The sequence below is a fragment of the Azospira inquinata genome (assembly GCF_018905915.1).
In the GTDB taxonomy this organism is placed as follows: Bacteria; Pseudomonadota; Gammaproteobacteria; order Burkholderiales; family Rhodocyclaceae; genus Azospira; species Azospira inquinata.
On the sequence record NZ_CP064782.1, the window covers coordinates 1,696,841 to 1,716,283 of the forward strand.

Here is a 19,443-nt window from a genome sequence, read left to right on the forward strand (position 1 = left end):
CTAGGCCTCCTTTTCGCCCCCCCAGGGGGCCTGGAGGGATTGGGGGACGTGGAGCTGGTCCAGGATGCGGGCGACGACAAAATCCACCAGATCATCCACGCTCTGGGGGTGGGCGTAGAAGCCCGGATTGGGGGGCAGGATCAGGGCCCCGGCCCGGGCCAGCCGCAGCATGTTTTCCAGGTGAATGACGGAGAAGGGGGTTTCCCGGGGCACCAGGATCAGGGGGCGGCGCTCCTTGAGCATCACATCCGCCGCCCGTTCGATTAGGTTATCCGCCAGGCCCTGGGCTACCGCCGCCAGGGTGCCCATGGAGCAGGGGCAGATCACCATGGCGTCCGGGGCGCCGGAGCCGGAGGCCATGGGGGCGAACCACTCTTCCCGGCCATAGACTTCCAGGGTGCCGGGCAGCTCCCCGTAGGCGGCCCGGAAGTGTTCCGCCAGTTCCTTGGGGGCGGCGGGTAGTTCCAGGTCCATTTCCTGTTTGGCCACCACCCGGGCGGCCTGGGAATAGAGGAGCTGGACCCGGCGTCCGGCGGCCAGGAGACATTCCAGCAGGCGAATGCCGTAGGGCAGGCCGGAGGCGCCGGTGAAGGCGAGGCAGACGGTGGCGGGAGCGGGGGCCATGGGGGTCTCGAATAGGGTCAGGGGCGAAGAGGCGCGCTTGCAGGGGCCGGGGAAGCCTGAGTCAGGCCCGGGAGGGGGCTGTCTTCCGCCAGCAGCCGGGCGGCGATGAGGCCGTTAATGGTGCCGAAGAAGAGGGCGGCCAGGGCGAAAACCGGAGCCAGGAGAAAGATGCCGTTATGGGGAATGAGCCAGAGCCGGGCCAGAAGTAGCTGACCGCTGATGTGGGCGAAGGCGGCCAGAATGGACAGGCTCACCGGGCCGAACCAGCGCCGGGGCAGGGCCCGGGCCAGACCCAGGGCGCCCAGGCTGAACAGGGCGCCTGCGGCGGAGAGGAAAAAGCCGGGGGCGAGAAACTGGCCCAGGAGCAGGCTGCCCGCCAGCACCCGCAGGCCGGTCACCCAGGCCGTGGCGCGCCAGCCGTGGCGTTGCAGCACCAGGAGGGTGACGATATTGGCCAGCCCGGGCTTGATGCCGGGCAGGGGGGTGGGAATGGCCGCATCCACCAGGGAGAGAAAAATAGCCGCCGTGGCCAGCCGGGCAATGCGCCGGTCCTCCGGGGTGACGGGCAGGATCAGGGTGGTGGCTCCCGGAGCGCCGGCGGGGGGAGCGGTGTCAGCGGCTGGGGGCGCGGCGGGAGCGGTGATGGGGGCAGCGCCAAAGGGGGCTTCCCCGGCCAGGGTCGGGGAGGCGGTCATGGATAAACCGGCAGCCGGAGTCGGGGCCCCAGTCGGGCTACCCGTGGTTGCTCCCGGCAGCCGGGGGTCTTCTCCGCCGGGCAAGGGGGGCTCAGTAATTGAGGGAATCATAGGCCTCATCCCGACCGGCGATTTGCAGGCTGATGTGGTTGGGGGCGCAGATGGCGATTTCTCCTGGGCGGGCCAGCCAGCCCTGGCGCACGCAGTACTGGCGCGGCCCCGGGTCCGCCGCCACCCGGGCCCGGCCCGGTTCCACCGCAATGCGGGTGAGGCCGATGGGGCCGGTGATTTCCAATTGGTGGGGCCGGGACAGGTCCAGTTGGGCCACCACCTGGCCGTCTTTCCGCACCACGGCCCGTTCCGCCACCCCGCCGTGCCAGGCCAGAGGCACCAGGGCGCCGCAGACGAGGGCCCCCAGGAGCAGGGTGAGCCAGTCTCCGGGACGCATCAGGCCCAGCCAGCGGCGGGCTGGCCAAGGGGCGGTGCGGGGTTCAGCCATGGGCCGATCCGGCCAGTTCCCGGTGGCGGCGCAGAACCCGCAGATCCCTGGCCTGATCCTTGAATTGGCTGGCCAGCCATTCCACCAGATAGACGGAGCGGTGCTGGCCGCCGGTGCAGCCGATGGCCACGGTGAGATAGGAGCGGGAATCCCGGATGTAGGCGGGCAGCCAGCGGGAGACGAAGCGGAAGATGTCCTGGCGCATTTCCAGCACCTCTGCCTGGGCTTCCAGGTAATCCGCCACGGGTTGGTCCTGGCCGGTGAGGGGCCGCAGTTCTAGGTCGTAATAGGGGTTGGGCAGGCAGCGCACGTCGAAGACCAGATCCGCATCCAGGGGAATGCCGTGCTTGAAGCCGAAGGACTGGAAAAACAGGGTCAGGCCCTGGCCCGGCTCCAGGGTGACGAACTGGTGTACCCAGGCCCGCAGGGTGGCGGCCTTGAGGTCGCTGGTGTCGATGCGATGCCCCAACCCGGCCACGGTGGCCAGGAGTTGCCGCTCTTCCCGGATGGCTTCTGCCAGGGTGCGGCCTTCCCGGGCCAGGGGATGGCGCCGCCGGGTTTCGGAAAAGCGCCGCAGCAGGGTGTCGTCCTTGGCGTCTAGGAAGAGAAAGCTCACCGTGGTGTTGGCGCTTTTCAGCTGTTCCAGGAGCCGGGGCAGTTCCCGGATGCCTTCGCCGCTACGCACGTCCATGGCAACCCCCACCCGGCGGTAGCCCTTGCGCCGCAGTTCTTCCACTAGATCGATGAGTAGGGCAGAGGGCAAATTGTCCACGCAATAGTAGCCCGCGTCCTCCAGGACGTTGATGGCGATGGACTTGCCTGAGCCGGAAAGGCCGGAAATAAGGACCAGATGCATGGGACGAGGATAACCAGGGCAGCTTCCAGGATCAAGCCGGGCTGGCTAAACTGTCAGACCGAACCGGCGCCGGAGGCGCTGCCCACCCCGGGGCGCCGGTGCCCCTTGGAGCGTGTTTTTCCATGCAAGTTCTCGATCTGCCCTATCTTGCCGAACTCACGGCCCTGCGCCGGGATTTGCACGCCCATCCGGAAACGGCCTTCCACGAAACCCGCACCGCCCAGGTGGTGGCCAAGGAACTGGCGGCCTATGGCCTGGAAGTGCACCAGGGGCTGGCCAAGACCGGGGTGGTGGGAGTGCTGCGCCGGGGTAATTCTCACCGGGCCATTGCCCTGCGGGCGGATATGGACGCCCTGCCCCTGGCGGAGCGCAACGATTTTCCCCACCGCTCTTGCCATGAAGGGCGGATGCACGCCTGCGGCCACGACGGCCATACCGCCATGCTCCTGGGGGCGGCCCGCTGGCTGGCGGAACGGGGGCGCTTCGACGGCACCCTGGTTTTTGTCTTTCAGCCGGCGGAGGAGGAGGAAAACGGGGCGGAGGTCATGGTTCGGGAGGGGCTTTTCCAGCGCTTTCCCGTGAGCCGGGTGTTCGGCCTGCACAACTGGCCCGGTCTGCCCCTGGGCCATATGGCGGTGCATGACGGCCCGGTGATGGCGGGCACCTGCGTTTTTCGCATTGCCGTGGAGGGCCATGGCGCCCATGCGGCCATGCCCCAGGAGGGGCGGGACCCGGTGGTGGCGGCCAGCCAGCTGGTGCTGGCCCTGCAAACCATCGTCAGCCGCAATCTGGACCCCCTGGAGGCGGGGGTGGTGTCCGTGACCCAGATCCACGGCGGCACCACCAGCAACATCATTCCCGACCGGGTGGTGCTGGAAGGCACCCTGCGCAGCTTCAAGCCCCAGGTCCAGGCCCGTCTGGAAGAAAGCCTGGAGCGCCTCTGCAACGGGGTAGCGACCAGCTACGGGGTCCAGGTCCGGGTCAGCTACGACGAGCGTATTCCGGCCACGGTCAATGCCCCGGCGGAAACCGCCCTGTGCCGCCGGGTGGCCCGGGCCCTGTGCGGCGCCGGGGCGGTGGCGGAAAGTCCCGCCCCCTCCCTGGCGGCGGAGGATTTCGCCTTCATGCTCCAGGCCAAGCCCGGGTGCTATGTGTGGCTGGGCAACGGTCCGGGGGAAGGGGGCTGCACCCTGCATAACCCCCGCTACGACTTTAACGACCAGGCCCTGACTCTGGGCGTGAGCTACTGGGTGGCCTTAGCGGAGGCCGCCCTGGGGAGCGAGGCCTGACGGGCCTGCCAGGGCCTGCCAGGGCCGCTCCGGCGCTTGGGGCCGTAGGACGGGCCTCAGATGCCGGCCCCCTGGTCGTTGTAGATGTAGTCCCGGGTCCAGGGCATGGTTTCCGCTCCCAGGCTGTTGGCCTTGGTGGCCACGATCTGGTGCAGGGCCACCCAGCCGTGGGAAAAGCCGTAGGCGCAGCCCGCCAGATAAATGCGCCAGATGCGGTAGCGCCGGTCCCCCACCATGGCCCGCAGGGTGTCCCCCGCCGTTTCGAAGCGGTAGGACCAGTGCTCCAGGGTGCGGGCGTAGTGGCGGCGCAGATTCTCCACGTCCGTGGCTTCCAGGCCGGCGGCGGCCATTTCCCGCAGGGTCAGGCCGATGTGGGGCAGTTCTCCGTGGGGAAACACATAGCGCTCGATAAAGCTGCCGCCCCCCCAGGGCACTTCCCCCGAATCCGGGTCCGTGGAGGTAATGCCGTGGTTGAGTACCACCCCGTCGTCCTCCAATAGCTCGTGGATGCGGGCGAAATAGGCCCGCAGATTTTTCAGGCCCACGTGCTCGAACATGCCCACGCTGGTGATCCGGTCGAAACGGCCCGTCACATCCCGATAATCCTGGAGCCGCACCTCGCACCGGTCTTCCAGTCCGGCGGTAGCGATGCGGGCCCGGGCCAGGTCGTACTGCTGCTGGGACAGGGTGATGCCCACGCAGCGGGCGCCCCAGTGCTGGGCGGCGCGCAGAATCAGGGCTCCCCAGCCGCAGCCGATGTCCAGCAGGCGCTGGCCGGGCTGGAGGCGAATCTTGCGCAGAATCAGGTCGATTTTCTGGACCTGGGCCGTTTCCAGGCTGTCCTCCGGGTGCTGGAAATAGCCGCAGGAATAGACCATGTTGTCGTCCAGCCACTGCTTGTAGAAATCGTTGGACACGTCGTAGTGGTAGGCGATGGCCTCCGCATCCATTTTCCGGTTGTGGCGCACCATGCGGCGAATGGGACCGAAACGGCCCTCCGGCTTGATTTCCCCGTCCGCCATGGCGGCGGCTACGGTAATGATGTCCCGGGCCGAGCCCGCCACCTGAATGTCCCCTTCCACATAGGCGGTGCCCAGATTATCCAGGCTGGGGGTGAGCAGGTAGCGCAGGCCGGACATGGCGGGCAGGGTGAGAGTGACCCGGGGATCTTCCCCCAGGTCGAAGCTGGTGCCGTTCCACAGCACCAGCCGCAGGGGCAGGTTGCGGGCGCGCAGGCGGGCCACCAGCGCGTTCAATTGCTTACGCCAGAACATGACAAACCTTTCGGAAAAAAAGCGACCCGAACCGGGGGACTGCCGCCGGAGAGGCGGCTGGAACGGGGCCGGGTCGGTTATCTGGCACGCTTTGCGCTTAGCATGGCGCGACAGAATTCAAAAGACCTGTTGATTATGCACTTTTTCATAGTTATGCGTATAAGTGCTTAAGCATGTACTGAAGGGGCGCCCTTGGCCGGAGGCGAATAGACGCCTCCGAATCTCAGGCGCTAGCCCGAAAAAGCCGGCATCACCCTGGGGGAGGGCGGAGCGAAAAGGGGAAGGGGGTGGCTGGGGAGGGAGGCGGGGGAGCGGGAGCCGGTGGACGGTGGGGCCGGGTGTTCCGGGCGTGGTCCGGGAAGGGCTCGGGTTTCCCCGGGGCGGGGATGGGAGGTCGGTCCGAAGGGCTTTCCCTCCGGGGGGCTGGGGGTAGAAGGCGCCCGGAAAGGGGCGTCTTCCTTGGCTTTCCCAAAGAGGGATGGGGCGGGAAGATGCTGCCGGGAGCTTGGGCCGCCAAGGGGCAGCGGCGTGGCCCTTTTAAGGCCCCTTATGGTGCCGAGGGGCCCGTTTCGCTCCCCGACGCTGGGGGCGCGTCATCCTTTCCGGACGCCGGGTTGGCCGGGGGCAGGCCGGCGATCTGTTCCGCCGTGCGGCCACAGCCCAGGCAGGTGCCGCTTTCCGGGTCCATGGTGCAGACCCCGATACACGGGTCTTCTTCCGGTATGTCCCAGGTTTCTTCCATGGGGTGTCTTCCTCTGTGCCGGGGCTCAGGCCTCGCCCCGCAGGGCGGCCCCTTCCGGGTCCCATTGCTGGCGCCGGGCCCGGCTCTGTTCCAGGATGTCCTGGCGGCGGCCGTTATCCGCCTCCCGCCAGGCGTAGATTTCTTCCAGGCTGCGAAAGCAGCCTTCGCAAAAGCCGTGTTCCTCGTTCATCCGGCAGACCCGGATACAGGGGGAGGCGACCCGTTCTTCTTCTATGGCGTCCATAAAGGCTTTCCGCAGGGTTGGGGGATACGGGGAGGCGCCCCGTACCCGGTGCATAGACCCGGCCCGGGCGCTGGTGTTCCCCGGCGGGGGTGAAAAAGGCGAGGCTGTGCCCTGAGGCCGGAGCGGCAGCTGCCTTGGGGATGGCTCAGGTATGACGGCCCGGGTGGGGGGGCGGCAGCAAAGCAGGGAACCCGGACCGGGGCTTGTGGGGCGTCAGGGTTCGCCGGTGGCAGACCTCAGGGCCGTGGCGCGGTGGGGCGGTAAAGCGGCGGGCGGCGGGCGGCGGGCGGCGGGCAGAAACGGGAAGCAACAGGCAGTGGTGGTCCGGGGCGGCGACCAACCGCCGCTCCGGGCCTCAGGCCGGTTCGTCCAGGGTCTGGGCCCAGGCGGGTTTGCGCTTTTCCAGGAAGGCGGCGATGCCCTCCTGGCCTTCGGCGGAGAGGCGCACCTGGGTGGCCCGGGCGGCGGATTCCAGGACCAGATCCCCGTCCAGGGGATGGCCGTCCAGGGCGGCCAGCATTTCCTTGCAGGCGCCCAGGGCGGCGGGACCGTTGCGCAGCAGCTTGTCCACGATTTCCCCCACCGCGTCGTCCAGGGCTTCCTCGTCCGGCACCAGTTCGTGGATCAGGCCCAGGCGATAGGCTTCGGCGGCGGAAAACCGCTCTCCGGTGAGCAGGTAGCGGCGGGCGTGGCGGGCCCCCACGGCGGCCTGAAAATAGGGGGCGGCCAGGGCGGGCAGCAGGCCCAGCTTGACGTCGGTGAGGGCGAAAAGGGCGTCGTAGGTGGCCAGGGCAATGTCGCAGGCGGCCACCAGACCCACCCCGCCCCCGTAGGCCGGACCCTGGACCCGGGCGATGACCGGCTTGGTCAGGGTGTTCAGGGTTTGCAGCATGTCCCCCAGGTTGCGGGCTTCCTGGAGATTCTGGCTGGGGGTGAAGCGGGCTGCCCGTTGCTGCCATTGGAGGTCCGTACCGGCGCAGAAGCTTTTGCCCGTGGCGGACAGCACCACCACCCGCACCTGGGCATCGGCTTCCAGCTGGCGCAGACCTTCGGTGATTTCCCCGATCAGGTGTTCGTCCAGGGCGTTGTGCCGGTCCGGCTTATTGAGGGTGAGCAGGCCCAGGGGACCGTCGGTCTCCACCAGAATGGCTTGAAATTCCATGGCATTCTCCCTGTGATTCCGCCCACCGGCCCGAATGGCGGCGGGGCCCGGCAGCGGGCCGATGAGCATCATGCCACCGGCCTGGGGCGGGCGCCAGAGCCCCGTCCCCGGTGGCCTTTCCGGGGGCGGGTTGGGATGGGCTCAGAGCTGGGGTACGTCCTTGATCCACTTGGTCACCGGCTCGGCCTGATAACGGCCCATGGCCGCCAGCAGGGCGTCCGGTTCCTGGGCTGTGAGCACCAGCTGCCGGTTCTCCTGGCGCAGGAAACCTTCTGCCACCGCATGGTCGAAGAGCCCTAGCAGGGCGTCGTAATAGCCTTCCACGTTGAGCAGGCCGCAGGGCTTGGTGTGGAAGCCCAGCTGGCCCCAGGTGATGATTTCGCAGAATTCCTCAAAGGTGCCGAAGCCCCCGGGCAGGGCGATGAAACCATCCGCCAGTTCCGCCATGCGGGCCTTGCGGGTGTGCATGGAATCCACCACTTCCAGCCGGGTGAGCTGGCGGTGTTCCAGGTGCCGCCCCGCCACTTCCTTGCCCATCAGGGCCTGGGGAATGACGCCGATGACCTGGCCCCCCGCCGCCAGACAGGCGTCGGCCACCGTGCCCATGAGGCCCACGTTGCCGCCCCCATACACCAGCTCCAGACCCTGCTCCGCCAGGCTGCGACCCAGGGCCTGGGCGGCGCTGCGATAGACGGGGCGGGTGCCGGAACTGGACCCGCAAAAGACGCAAATTCGTTTCATGATGCTTGGCTCTGTGATTGGAAAAGAGGCCGGGCCCGGTACGCCGGTCCGGCAGGGAAGGCCATGATAAGCCAGGAATGTGGCGTTTATCCTGCGGGGCCTTGCCTTGGGGGATGTGGGGCCGGTTTGGCCGCCGCGCCGGGCCAGGGAAAGCAGCCGCCGTCCCTGGGGGCGCGAACCGCTTTAGCCCTGGGGACGCCGACTGCCCCGGGCACCCCGGTTGGTGAGGATCACCCCGCCCAGCACCAGGGCGCCGCCGATCAGCACGGGGGCGGAGAGCCGTTCTCCCAGCAGCCAGTCCCCCTGGAGCACGGCGAAAATGGGCACCAGATTGATGAAGGCGGCTGCCCGGGTGGCTCCCAGGCCCCGGATGCCTTCCGCGTACCAGGTGAAGCTCAGGGCGGTACCGAACAGGCCGAGAAAGAGCACGCAGAGCCAGGCCCGCAGGCTTAAGTCCGGGGGCACCAGGGTGAGGCCCAGGGCCAGGGCGGCGGCTCCCAGGAGCAGGCCTCCCAGGGCGCAGGCGTAAAAGGTGGCGGCTAGGGGGGAGAGGGTGTGGGTGGCCCGGCGGCCGATGAAGGTGAACAGGGTCCAGAACAGGACGCAGCCCAGGATCAGCCATTCCCCCAGGCCGATGGCGCCATGGAGCAGGGCCAGGGGATGGCCGTTGCCGATCACCAGGAGGCAGCCTCCCAGGGCGGTGAGAATGCCCAGACCCTTTATTCGGTTCATGGTTTCCCCGCCGCCCAGCCAGGCTACCAGGGCCACGGCGGCCGGATTGAGGGCTACCACCAGGGCGCCCTTGCCAGCGCTGATGTGGCGCAGACCGTAGAGAAAGCAGAGGTTGTAGGCGAAGATGCCGGTGAAGCCGAGCCAGAAGACCGTGGCCCATTCCCGCCGGGAGAGGGCCCGGGGAGCGAAGGCGCTCCGGCCTTCAGTCAGGCCCAGCTGAAGCCCCAGGGCCAGGGCGGCAATAAAAAACCGCCAGAAGGCGGCGGTCAGGGGCGGGGTGTCCTGGACCACCAGACGTCCGGCGATCCAGGTACCTCCCCAGAGCACCATGGTCAGCAGCAGGCGGAGGTAAAGCCCCCCGTGGCCGCCGACCCGGTGCCAGGGGAACAACTTAGAGCATTTCCACGGCCACGGCCACGGCTTCGCCGCCGCCGATGCACAGGGAGGCGATGCCCTTCTTCTTGCCGTATTGCTTCAGGGCGCCCAGCAGGGTGACCAGAATCCGGCAGCCGGAAGCGCCGATGGGGTGGCCCAGGGCGCAGGCGCCGCCGTGCACATTGACCTTGGCCGGATCCAGCTTCAGGTCATGGATGGCGGCCATGGTGACCACGGCGAAGGCTTCGTTGATTTCCCACAGATCCACGTCGGCGGTGGTCCAACCCACCTTCTTCAGGACCTTTTCCATGGCGCCCACGGGGGCGGTGGTGAACCAGGCCGGTTCATGGGAATTGGTGCTGTGACCCAGGATTTTGGCGATGGGGGTAAGGCCCAGTTCCTTGGCCTTGGATTCCCGCATCACCACCACGGCGGCGGCGCCGTCGGAAATGGAGGAGGAGTTGGCGGCGGTGACCGTGCCGTCCTTCTTGAAGGCGGGCTTCAGACCGGGGATTTTTTCCACCTGGGCTTTGGGCGGCTGTTCGTCGTTTTCCACAATCCGGTCGCCCTTGCGGCTGCTCACCGTGACCGGGGCGATTTCCCACTTGAAGTTGCCGCCGGCGATGGCCTTTTGGGCCCGGGTGGTGGAGGTGATGGCGAATTCGTCCTGGGCCTGACGGGTGAAGCCGTACTTGGTGGCCGTGTCTTCGGCGAAGGTGCCCATCAGCCGGCCCTTGTCGTAGGCGTCTTCCAGACCGTCGAAGAACATGTGGTCGAGAATCTGGCCATGGCCCAGCCGGTAACCGCCCCGGGCTTTAGGCAGCAGGTAGGGGGCGTTGGTCATGGACTCTTGACCGCCAGCCACGGCGATGTCGAAGGAACCGGCGAGAATGTTGTCATGGGCCAGCATCACCGCCTTCAGGGCGGAACCGCAGACCTTCTGAATGGTGGTGGCGCCGGTGGACAGGGGCAGACCGGCGCCGATGGTGGCTTGCCGGGCGGGGGCCTGACCGACCCCGGCCACCAGCACATTGCCGAACAGCACTTCATCCACCTGTTCGGGCTTGATGCCGGCTCGTTCCACGGCCGCCTTGATGGCCACGCTGCCCAGCTGGGGGGCGGTCAGGGAGGCGAAATCACCCTGGAAGCCACCCAAGGGAGTCCGGGCGGCGGAAACGATAACGATCGGGTCGGTCATAGTCACTCCTTGTCTTGATGTCGGTGTGCCCGCCGCGAGCCAGGTCCGGCGGGAGATTGGGAACGCAGGCATTGCCTGGTCGCCCGAGAGGATACGCTACAAACTGTGACAAGCAATAACATTCCGCGCCCCGTTTGTTGAGCGGATTTGTCACCCATGCAGCGTACGCTCCAGTATGGCCCGGGAAAGGCCGCGGGAAAAGGGGCGGCGCTGAAATGGGGGGTGAAAAAAAATGCAATTTTTACGGCTCCCCCTGGTCCCAGGATTTATGCCGGGGGATTGTCATGTTGCCGTAAGCTCCACCCGGTTCAATGGCTCCTGGCGGTCTCCGTCGCCGCCCCGGGCTCCCCCGAAAAAACCGTCCCTTATCCATCCATGACCGCCTCCCCCCTCCACTATCCGTTTCCCACCCCTCCCGCCCCCGGCGACCTGTGTCCCGTGGCCCCGGGAGTGTTCTGGCTGCGCCTGCCCCTGCCCTTTGCCCTGGATCACATCAATCTCTGGCTGCTGCGGGACGGCGACGGCTGGACCCTGGTGGATACGGGCTTAGGGTCCGCCACCACCCAGGCCCAGTGGGAAGGGGTGCTGGCCCGGCTGGACGGGCCGGTGACCCGCATTGTGGTGACCCACTTCCATCCGGACCATCTGGGCCAGGCCGCCTGGCTGGCGGAGCGCTGCGGCGCGGCGGTGTGGATGACCGCCGGGGAATTCCTCACCGCCCACGCGGTGTGGCAGGAGGTGGGAGGCCACGGCCCCGCCGCCATGGTGGCCCAGTTCCGGGACCACGGTCTGGATGCGGCCCGTCAGTCGGTCCAGTTGCAGCGGGGCAACGTTTTCCGCAAGGGGGTGCCCCACCTGCCCGCCACCTATCGGCGCCTGGTGGATGGGGAGCGGCTGGAAATCGACGGCCAGCCCTGGCGGGTGCTGGTGGGCCACGGCCATTCCCCGGAACATGGGGCGCTTTACGCTGCCGATGCCAACGTGCTAATTTCAGGGGACATGCTGCTGCCCCGCATTTCCACCAATGTGAGCGTCTTTGCCGCTACCCCGGAGGACAATGCCCTGGGCCGTTTCCTCGCCTCCCTGAAGAAGCTGGAGGCGGCGGTGGGGGAAGACACCCTGGTGCTGCCCTCCCATGGCCGCCCCTTTGTGGGGGTGGGGCCCCGGGTCGCGGCTCTCCACGAACATCACCGGGAACGGCTGGCCGAACTGGAAGCCGCCTGTGATACGCCCCAAAGCGCGGCGGACCTGCTCCCCGTGCTCTTTCCCCGGGAGCTGGACGCCCACCAGTTGATGTTCGCCATGGGGGAAGCCATCGCTCATCTGAATTATCTGGATCAGGCCGGACGGCTGGTCCGTACCCGGGGTACGGACGGGGTCTTCCGGTATTGCCGCAGCACCAATTAATCTCGTTAAAAGAGGAAGGGGACAAAGATGCCGCAAACCGCTCCACAGGAAACCCAGGAAATCGCGCCCAATCCGGCCGATGTGGCCAAGTCCTATGCGGAGGTGGCCCAGCGGGCCGCCCGCCTGCTCACCCAGTTCATGGAAAAGCAGGCCGCCGAAAAGGAGATCGGCGCCCCCGCTGACGAACTGGGCATCGCCCAGGCCTTCATGGACCTGTCCGCCCGCCTTCTGGCCAATCCCTACAAGCTGGCCCAGGCCCAGATGAACATGATGTGGGACTATTTCTCCCTCTGGCAGGGTTCCATGCTGAAAATGATGGGGGTGCCCATCCAGCCCGTGGCGGCGCCCAAGAAGGGGGACAACCGGTTCCGGGACGAGGATTGGGAACAGCATTTCCTCTTCGATTACATCAAGCAGTCCTACCTCATCGCCGCCCGCCACATCCACGACACGGTGTGCTGTGTGGATGGCCTGGACGACGTGACCCAGCGCAAGGTCAATTTCTATACCCGCCAGTACATCGACGCCCTGTCTCCCACCAATTTCGCCATGACCAATCCGGAAGTGTTCCGGGAAACGGTGAAAAGCCACGGCCAGAACCTGGTCAAGGGCCTCAACAACCTGCTCAATGACCTGGAAGCGGGGGAAGGCCAGCTGCGCATCCGCATGACCGACACCAGCGCCTTCGAACTGGGCAAAAATGTGGCGGTGACCCCGGGCAAGGTGGTGTTCCAGAACGAGCTGTTCCAGCTGGTTCAGTACGATCCCACCACTCCGGAGCAGCACAAGCGGCCCCTCCTGATCGTGCCCCCCTGGATCAACAAGTTCTACATCCTGGACCTGCGGGAAAAGAATTCCCTGGTGAAATGGGCCACGGACCAGGGCCACACCACCTTCATCATGTCCTGGGTCAATCCGGACGAGCATCTGGCCAACAAGAGCTTCGAGGATTACGTCCTGGAAGGCACCCTGGCGGCCATGGGGGCAGTGGAGCAGGCCACCGGGGAAAAGAGCCTGGATGTGGTGGGCTACTGCATCGGCGGCACCCTGCTGGCCACCACCCTGGCCTACATGGCGGCCAAGCGGGACAAGCGGGTGGCCACCGCCACCTTCTTCACCACCCTGATCGACTTCTCCATTCCCGGGGAGCTGGGGGTCTTCATCGACGAGCCCCAGGTCACCAGCCTGGAGCATAAGATGGCGGCCCGGGGCTATCTGGATGGCAGCGAAATGGCCATGACCTTCAATCTGCTCAAGGCCAATGACCTGATCTGGTCCTTCGTGGTGAATAACTACCTGCTGGGCAAGGACCCCTTCCCCTTCGATCTGCTCTTCTGGAACAGCGATTCCACCCGGATGCCCTACGCCATGCACAGCTTCTACCTGCGCAACATGTACATGGCCAACAAGCTGAAGGACCCGGGGGGCATCACCATCGCCGGGGTGCCCATCGACATCAGCAAAATCAAGGTGCCCGCCTACTTCATTTCCACCATTGAAGACCATATCGCCCCCTGGAAGAGCACCTACCTGGGGGCCCGGCGCTTCTCCGGCCCGGTGCGCTTCGTGCTGGGGGGCTCCGGCCACATTGCGGGCATCGTCAATCCCCCGGTGGCCAACAAATACTTCTATTGGACCCACCCCGGGGAACAGCTGCCGGAAACCTCGGAGGATTTCCTCGCCGGGGCGGAGCAGCATCCGGGCTCCTGGTGGACCGACTGGAACCAATGGCTGGCGGCCCAGGGGGACGGCAAAATGGTGCCCGCCCGAAAGCCCGGGGACGGCCAGCTAAAAGCCCTGGAAGAGGCCCCCGGGTCCTATGTGAAATTCCGTCTGGACACCCAGCCCGCGGCCGCTCCGGCCCAAGGGACCAAGGTGGGCAAACGCCCGGCCAAGGCGGCCTGATCCGGCGGGGACGGCTGCTCTCCGGGGACCGTCCCCGAACCCTTTTCCCGGGGCGCTGCGGCGCCCCGCCTTGTTTCCCCCGCCCGGGGGACCGACAATAGGCCAAGGGGCCACGCCGGTGGGCGGGCCTTACTTTCCTGGTTTTCCTGTTTCCCCTTTTGCCCGGCTTTCCCGGCCTCGCCGGTGAAAACCCCTTCTTTGGGAGTACGCCATGGCATTTCTTCTCACTTCCCTGGCCTTTGCCCAGCTGGCGGCCCTGCCGCCCCGCTACACCTGCGAAGGCGCCAATCTTTCCCCGCCCCTGAGCTGGAGCGGGGTGCCCCCTGGAACCCGCAGTCTGGCCCTGGTGGTGGATGATCCGGATGCCCCGGACCCGGCCGCCCCCAAGACCACCTGGGTCCATTGGGTGGTCTATAACCTGCCCGCCACCGCCCCGGGCCTGCCGGAAGGGGGCAAGCCCCTGCCCGCCGGGGCTCGGGAAGGCAATAACGACTGGCAGAAACCGGGCTACGGCGGCCCCTGCCCCCCCATCGGTCGACACCGCTATTTCTTCAAGCTCTATGCCCTGGATGTGCGCCTGCCGGACCTGGGGCCGGTCACCAAGGGGGGCCTGGAAAAGGCCATGGGCGGCCATGTGCTGGGCCGGGCCGAGTTGGTGGGCACCTACCAGAAGGGGAGCCGCTGACGCCATGAACACCTTTACCCCTGTACTTCCCGACTACCAGGGCGGCAGCCTGGTGAATCTCATGGCCTCCGTGGGGGGCGCCTGCGGCCTCAAGCCCGGGGCGGCCCTGCCCTACGCGCCTTTGTCCGGCCTGCCCGCTGCCGCCCTGTCCCGCTGCCGCAATCTGGTGCTGCTGGTGGTGGATGGCCTGGGCTATTCCTATCTGGTGGAACACAGCCGGGGCCCCTTGGGGCGCCACCTGCGCAGCCACCTCACCTCCGTTTTTCCCTCCACCACCGCCAGCGCCGTCACCACTTTGATGACCGGCCTGCCCCCGGCGGGCCATGGCCTGACCGGCTGGCACATGTGGCTGGAAGAACTCCAGGCGGTGACCGCCATCCTGCCCCTGGTGCCCCGCAGCGGCGGCCGTTTTCCCGGGGACGCCCAGGCCCTGCCGGGCCGTTTGTTCGACCATCCCTCCTTCGTTTCCCGGCTGGAACGCACGGCCTATGGCCTGTCCCCCGCGGCCATCGCCCCCAGCCCCTTTAACCGCCACCATCTGGCCGGGGGCGTCCAGGTGCCCTATCAGGATCTGGAGGACATGCTGGCCCGGGTGGTGACTCTGGCGGCGGACCCGGGGCCCAAGTACATCTACGCCTACTGGCCCGATCTGGACGCCACCGCCCATCGCCACGGGGTGGCCAGCCCGGAAACCCTGGCCTGCTTCCAGGCCTTTGAGACCGCCTTCGCCGCCTGGCTCAAGGTGCTGGAAGGCAGCGATACCCTGGTGCTGGTGACCGCCGACCATGGTTTTGTGGATTGCCCGCCGGAGCGCACCCTGCGCCTGGAAGACCATCCGGATCTGGCCCACTGTCTGGCCCGGCCCCTCTGCGGAGAGCGTCGCCTGCCCTACTGCTACCTCAAGCCGGAGGCGGAGGAGCGTTTCTGCGCCTACGTGAACGGCCCCCTGGCCCCCTACGCCCAGGCCGTCTCCCGGGAAAAACTCCTGGCGGAAGGCTGGTACGGCCCGGGCCCGGTATCTCCCCGACTGGCCTCCCGGGTGGGGGATTACGTGCTGCTCATGAAGGACAACTGGACCCTGGTGGACCGGGTGCCCGGGGAAACCCCCTATACCCTGGTGGGGGTCCATGGGGGAGTGAGCCCGGCGGAAATGCTAGTGCCCCTGGTGGTGGCCCGGGCGTGAGGCTGCCGCCGCCCCTCCATGACTGGCAATTGAGCCCGGGGGAAGCCCGGGCCCTGCAAGGGGAACTGGCGGCCCGGGTGATTCGGGAAGATCGTCCCGTGGCTTCCACCCGGGGGCCCGCAGAATTCCGGGGGGCTCCGCCGCTCTCCGGCCCCATGCCCTGGCTGCCGTCCCCCTGGGACCGGGCCGGGGTACGCCGGGTGGCGGGTATTGACGTGGGTTTTGAAGATCAGGGCCGGATCACCCGGGCGGCGGTGGCGGTGCTGGACTTCCCCTCCCTCGCCCTGGTGGAACAGAGCGTGGCCCGCCTGCCCACGGCCTTTCCCTATGTGCCCGGCCTCCTTTCCTTCCGGGAAGCCCCGGCGGTGCTGGCCGCCCTGGGCCAGCTGGACACGGTTCCCGACCTGTTGCTGTACGACGGCCAGGGGCTGGCCCATCCCCGCCGCCTGGGCATCGCCAGCCATCTGGGCCTGTGGCTGGACCTACCCAGCATCGGGGTGGCGAAAAGCCGTCTGGTGGGACACCACGGAGAGGTGCCCGGTCCTCGGGGCGCCTGGACGCCCCTGGAAGACCGGGGGGAGGTGATCGGCGCCGTGCTGCGCAGCCGGGCCGGGGTGGCGCCCCTCTACGTTTCCCCAGGCCACCGGGTCAGTCTGGAAGGCGCCCTGGCCTGGGTCATGGCCTGCCTGACCCGTTACCGCCTGCCGGAAACCACCCGCTGGGCCCATCGCCTGGCCTCCGGGTAGGGGGCGGTCAGGACCTAGGGCAGAAACCGTTCCAGCAGGGCGTTGAGGAAGTGGCGGCCCTGTTCCGTGGGGGCCACCCGGTCCGGGGCCAGGGTCACCAGGCCGTCGGCGGCGGCCCGTTCCAGATCCCGGGAAACGGTGAGCCAGGGCAGGCCGGTGCGGGCCGGGAAGAGGGCGGGGTCGAAGCCCTGGTTGAGGCGCAGGGCGTTCATGAGAAATTCAAAGGGCAGTTCGGCCGGGGGCACCGGGTGGCGCTCCTGGACCGGGTCGCCCCCGGGCAGCTTTTCCAGGTATTCCCGGGGGTGTTTCCAGCGCATGGCCCGCTCCACCTGATGGCGGCCCGTGGCCGGGTCAAAGGCGGTGATTTTGCCGTGGGCCCCGGCGCCGATGCCCAGGTAGTCGCCAAAGGTCCAGTAATTCAGGTTGTGGCGGCACTGGCGCCCGGGCCGGGCAAAGGCGGAGGTTTCGTAATGGACGAAACCGGCCGCCGCCAGCCGGGCCTCGATGGCATCCTGCATGTCGGCGCACCGGTCCGCCTCGGGCAGCTCCGGGGGGGCAGCGGCGAAGGCCGTGTTGGGTTCCAGGGTGAGCTGGTAGCAGGATAGGTGGGTGGGGCCCAGGTCCAGGGCCTGTTCCAGGTCGGCCTGGGCCTCTTCCAGTGTCTGGCCGGGCAGGCCGTACATTAAATCCAGATTGAAATTGTCGAACACCCGGGCCGCCAGCCGGGCCGCCACCAGGGCCTGTTCCCGGTCGTGGATACGGCCCAGGGCCCGGAGATGGGCGTCGTTAAAGCTCTGTATGCCCAGGGACAGGCGATTTACCCCCGCCTCCCGAAAGGCCTGGAATTTTTCTGCCTCCGCCGTGCCCGGATTGGCCTCCAGTGTGATTTCCGCGTCCGGCAACAGGGGCAGGCGCAGGCGTACCCCGTCCAGCAGGGCTTGGAGGGCCGGACCGGAAAGCAGGCTGGGGGTGCCGCCGCCGATGAAAATACTGCTGATTTTGCGGCCCCAGATCTGGGGCAGGGCCCTTTCCAGATCCCCCATGAGGGCGGCCACATAGGCCTGCTCCGGCACCTCCCCCAAGCGGGCGTCGCCCCCCGCCGGCCGCTCCAGCCCGTGGGAATTGAAGTCGCAATAGGGGCATTTGCGCACGCACCAGGGCACATGGATGTAGAGGGCCAGGGGCGGCGGGCTGTCAAAGCGCAGGGGGCCCGGGTCGGCCTGGCCGGGAACGTGGAGGGGAATGATGGGGCGGGGCATGGGCGGTGGGTGGAGTGGGCTGGGGCCGGCAGGTGAGGGAATTGGGGGCGGGTGCCGTGGTTGGGGGCGTGGGGTTAAGGGGCGGAGGGGAGGGCGAGGCTACCGGACCGGGGGCCGCTGCGGGCGGCAGGATCGGGGAAGTGAGTCGCCGGTGCACCCCATGATGCCGGGGGCTCTGCCCGTCGCCTCAGGCGGGTGGCCTGGTTCTCGTCCCCATCCTTAAAACAGGCACCGGGGCGGCGAATCGGCCGGGCCCCGGGAACCGCTGCCTTCCTTTCCCCTGGGCATCCTTGCCCCTTGGGCCTGATTCTCAGACTGCGTCCTGAATCCGGGCCAGGAGCTTTTGCAGGGCCTGGCCCCGGTGGGACAGGGTGTTTTTTTCCGCCGCCGGCAGTTCGGCCACGGTCTTGCCCAGGGAAGGGAGGAGGAACAGGGGATCGTAGCCGAAGCCGCCCTCGCCCCGGGGGGCGGGGAGAATTTCCCCGTGCCATTCCCCTTCCGCGATGAGGGGCTGGGGATCGTCGGCGTGGCGCACGAAGACCAGCAGGCAGACGTAATGGGCGCGCCGGTCGGTCTCATGGGCCAGTTCCTGGAGCAGCTTGTCGTTATTGCGCTGGTCCGATTTGGGTTCCCCGGCGTAGCGGGCGGAATGGACCCCGGGGGCGCCCCCCAGGGCCCGCACGCAGATGCCCGAGTCGTCCGCCAGGGCGGGCAGGCCGGTGAGGCGGGAGGCGTGGCGGGCCTTGGTCAGGGCGTTTTCCACAAAGGTGCCGAAGGGCTCTTCCGCTTCCGGGACCCCGAGCTGGCCCTGGGGCGTGAGTTCAAAGCCCAGGGGGGCGAGGAGGGCGGACAGTTCCACCAGTTTCTTGGCGTTATTGGAGGCGAGGACGATCTGTTTCATGGTGTCTGGAAAAAGAAGCCGCAATGAAGTTCCGGATGAATGGGCCGGATAAATAGGCCGGGGGCTGGATTGGGGGTGGAAAAGAGGGGGGGGGGAGGAAAACGCCCTCCAGCAGCGGCAATCCCAGGTAAGGCAGGTTCCCGGCGGGATAGGTTCCCGCCCCCGGCCGGGGGCGGGGAAAACTTAGGCGCCCAGGGCCTGTTTCTGGGCCTGGATGAGGTGCCCGATGCCCGCCTGGGCCAGGTCCAGCAGGGTGTTCATTTCTGCCCGGGAGAAGGGTTCCCCTTCGGCGGTGCCCTGGATTTCCACCAGGCCGCCAGCCCCGGTCATGATCACATTCATGTCCGTGTCGCAGTTGGAATCTTCCGGGTAATCCAGATCCAGCACGGGTTGGCCTTGGAAAATGCCCACGGAAACGGCGGCTACCTGGTCCTTGATCGGATTGGTGGCCAGTTTGCCGTCCGCCACCAGCTTGGCGCAGGCGTCGGCCAGGGCGATCCAGGCGCCGGTGATGGAGGCGCAGCGGGTGCCCCCGTCGGCCTGAAGCACGTCACAGTCCAGGGTGATCTGGCGCTCCCCCAGGGCCTTCAGGTCCGTCACCGCCCGCAGGGAGCGGCCAATGAGGCGCTGGATTTCCTGGGTGCGGCCGGTCTGCTTGCCCTTGGCTGCTTCCCGGGACGTCCGGGTGTGGGTGGAGCGGGGCAGCATGCCGTATTCGGCGGTCACCCAGCCCTGGCCCTTGCCCCGCAGAAAGGGGGGCACGTTTTCTTCCACGGAGGCGGTGCACAGCACCTTGGTGTTGCCCACTTCAATGAGCACCGCCCCTTCGGCGTGGCAGGTGAAATGGCGGGTGATGTGCACGGGACGTAGTTCGTCGCTCCGGCGTTGGCTGGGACGCATGGAATTTCTCCTTAAAAAGGGGGGGG

At 67.5% G+C, this 19,443-nt stretch carries 20 protein-coding genes; 6 read left to right on the forward strand and 14 right to left on the reverse strand.

Features of this window, described 5'->3' with window-relative positions:
* The 4 genes from Azoinq_RS07775 to rapZ all read right to left on the reverse strand — a co-directional run bounded on the left by Azoinq_RS07775 (position 1) and on the right by rapZ (position 2,674).
* On the reverse strand, positions 1-624 hold the full coding sequence (locus Azoinq_RS07775) for a flavin prenyltransferase UbiX (RefSeq protein WP_216130309.1): 624 nt from the start codon (positions 622-624) through the stop codon (positions 1-3).
* A gap of 17 nt (positions 625-641) precedes the next feature.
* The gene (locus tag Azoinq_RS07780) at positions 642-1,196 is read right to left on the reverse strand and encodes a Gx transporter family protein (protein WP_232368607.1); all 555 of its coding nucleotides are present in this window, start codon (positions 1,194-1,196) and stop codon (positions 642-644) included.
* Positions 1,197-1,410: 214 nt separating this feature from the next.
* Positions 1,411-1,818 carry a NusG domain II-containing protein gene (locus Azoinq_RS07785; RefSeq protein ID WP_232368442.1) on the reverse strand — a complete coding sequence of 136 codons (408 nt, stop codon included), beginning with the start codon at positions 1,816-1,818 and terminating at the stop codon, positions 1,411-1,413.
* Positions 1,811-2,674: an RNase adapter RapZ gene (gene rapZ, locus Azoinq_RS07790; RefSeq protein WP_216130305.1), complete on the reverse strand. Its 864-nt coding sequence runs from the start codon at positions 2,672-2,674 to the stop codon at positions 1,811-1,813. The genes Azoinq_RS07785 and rapZ overlap by 8 nt, the downstream gene beginning before the upstream one ends.
* Positions 2,675-2,796: 122 nt before the next feature.
* Between rapZ and Azoinq_RS07795 the strand changes: the two genes are divergently transcribed.
* On the forward strand, positions 2,797-3,963 hold the full coding sequence (locus Azoinq_RS07795) for a M20 aminoacylase family protein (RefSeq protein ID WP_216130303.1): 1,167 nt from the start codon (positions 2,797-2,799) through the stop codon (positions 3,961-3,963).
* A gap of 56 nt (positions 3,964-4,019) precedes the next feature.
* On the opposite strand, the gene Azoinq_RS07800 is transcribed toward Azoinq_RS07795, so the two are convergent.
* The 7 genes from Azoinq_RS07800 to Azoinq_RS07830 all read right to left on the reverse strand — a co-directional run bounded on the left by Azoinq_RS07800 (position 4,020) and on the right by Azoinq_RS07830 (position 10,431).
* On the reverse strand, positions 4,020-5,237 hold the full coding sequence (locus Azoinq_RS07800) for an SAM-dependent methyltransferase (RefSeq protein WP_216130301.1): 1,218 nt from the start codon (positions 5,235-5,237) through the stop codon (positions 4,020-4,022).
* 547 nt (positions 5,238-5,784) lie between these two features.
* Positions 5,785-5,979, reverse strand: a complete 195-nt coding sequence (locus Azoinq_RS07805; protein ID WP_216130299.1) for a DUF1289 domain-containing protein — start codon at positions 5,977-5,979, stop codon at positions 5,785-5,787.
* Positions 5,980-6,004: 25 nt separating this feature from the next.
* Complete coding sequence (locus Azoinq_RS07810) at positions 6,005-6,223, reverse strand: DUF1289 domain-containing protein (protein WP_216130297.1); 219 nt, start codon at positions 6,221-6,223, stop codon at positions 6,005-6,007.
* A 355-nt stretch (positions 6,224-6,578) separates the two neighbouring features.
* Positions 6,579-7,385 carry an enoyl-CoA hydratase/isomerase family protein gene (locus Azoinq_RS07815; protein WP_216130295.1) on the reverse strand — a complete coding sequence of 269 codons (807 nt, stop codon included), beginning with the start codon at positions 7,383-7,385 and terminating at the stop codon, positions 6,579-6,581.
* 141 nt (positions 7,386-7,526) lie between these two features.
* Positions 7,527-8,126, reverse strand: coding sequence for an LOG family protein (locus tag Azoinq_RS07820; RefSeq protein WP_216130293.1), 600 nt, complete (start codon positions 8,124-8,126; stop codon positions 7,527-7,529).
* A gap of 183 nt (positions 8,127-8,309) precedes the next feature.
* Entirely contained in the window at positions 8,310-9,248 is a 939-nt protein-coding gene (locus Azoinq_RS07825) for a DMT family transporter (protein WP_216130291.1), read from the reverse strand.
* A gap of 1 nt (position 9,249) precedes the next feature.
* A complete protein-coding gene (locus tag Azoinq_RS07830) occupies positions 9,250-10,431 on the reverse strand; it encodes an acetyl-CoA C-acetyltransferase (RefSeq protein ID WP_216130290.1) in 1,182 nt (393 codons plus the stop codon).
* A gap of 375 nt (positions 10,432-10,806) precedes the next feature.
* Between Azoinq_RS07830 and Azoinq_RS07835 the strand changes: the two genes are divergently transcribed.
* From Azoinq_RS07835 to nfi, 5 genes are all read left to right on the forward strand, one after another.
* Positions 10,807-11,838 (forward strand): MBL fold metallo-hydrolase, encoded by a 1,032-nt coding sequence (locus Azoinq_RS07835; RefSeq protein WP_216130288.1) that lies wholly within the window; start codon positions 10,807-10,809, stop codon positions 11,836-11,838.
* Between the two features lie 27 nt (positions 11,839-11,865).
* Positions 11,866-13,743, forward strand: coding sequence for a PHA/PHB synthase family protein (locus Azoinq_RS07840; RefSeq protein WP_216130285.1), 1,878 nt, complete (start codon positions 11,866-11,868; stop codon positions 13,741-13,743).
* 211 nt (positions 13,744-13,954) lie between these two features.
* Complete coding sequence (locus Azoinq_RS07845) at positions 13,955-14,428, forward strand: YbhB/YbcL family Raf kinase inhibitor-like protein (protein ID WP_216130283.1); 474 nt, start codon at positions 13,955-13,957, stop codon at positions 14,426-14,428.
* A gap of 4 nt (positions 14,429-14,432) precedes the next feature.
* Positions 14,433-15,611, forward strand: coding sequence for an alkaline phosphatase family protein (locus Azoinq_RS07850; protein ID WP_216130281.1), 1,179 nt, complete (start codon positions 14,433-14,435; stop codon positions 15,609-15,611).
* Positions 15,608-16,357 carry a deoxyribonuclease V gene (nfi, locus tag Azoinq_RS07855; protein WP_232368443.1) on the forward strand — a complete coding sequence of 250 codons (750 nt, stop codon included), beginning with the start codon at positions 15,608-15,610 and terminating at the stop codon, positions 16,355-16,357. Before Azoinq_RS07850 ends, nfi begins: the two co-directional genes overlap by 4 nt.
* A gap of 14 nt (positions 16,358-16,371) precedes the next feature.
* Here the strand turns inward: nfi and hemW are convergent, their stop codons facing one another.
* From hemW to rph, 3 genes are all read right to left on the reverse strand, one after another.
* Positions 16,372-17,616, reverse strand: a complete 1,245-nt coding sequence (gene hemW / locus Azoinq_RS07860; RefSeq protein ID WP_216130279.1) for a radical SAM family heme chaperone HemW — start codon at positions 17,614-17,616, stop codon at positions 16,372-16,374.
* 310 nt (positions 17,617-17,926) lie between these two features.
* Positions 17,927-18,517: an RdgB/HAM1 family non-canonical purine NTP pyrophosphatase gene (rdgB, locus tag Azoinq_RS07865; protein WP_216130277.1), complete on the reverse strand. Its 591-nt coding sequence runs from the start codon at positions 18,515-18,517 to the stop codon at positions 17,927-17,929.
* A gap of 183 nt (positions 18,518-18,700) precedes the next feature.
* Positions 18,701-19,417 (reverse strand): ribonuclease PH, encoded by a 717-nt coding sequence (gene rph / locus Azoinq_RS07870; protein ID WP_216130275.1) that lies wholly within the window; start codon positions 19,415-19,417, stop codon positions 18,701-18,703.
* Positions 19,418-19,443: the final 26 nt, after the last annotated feature.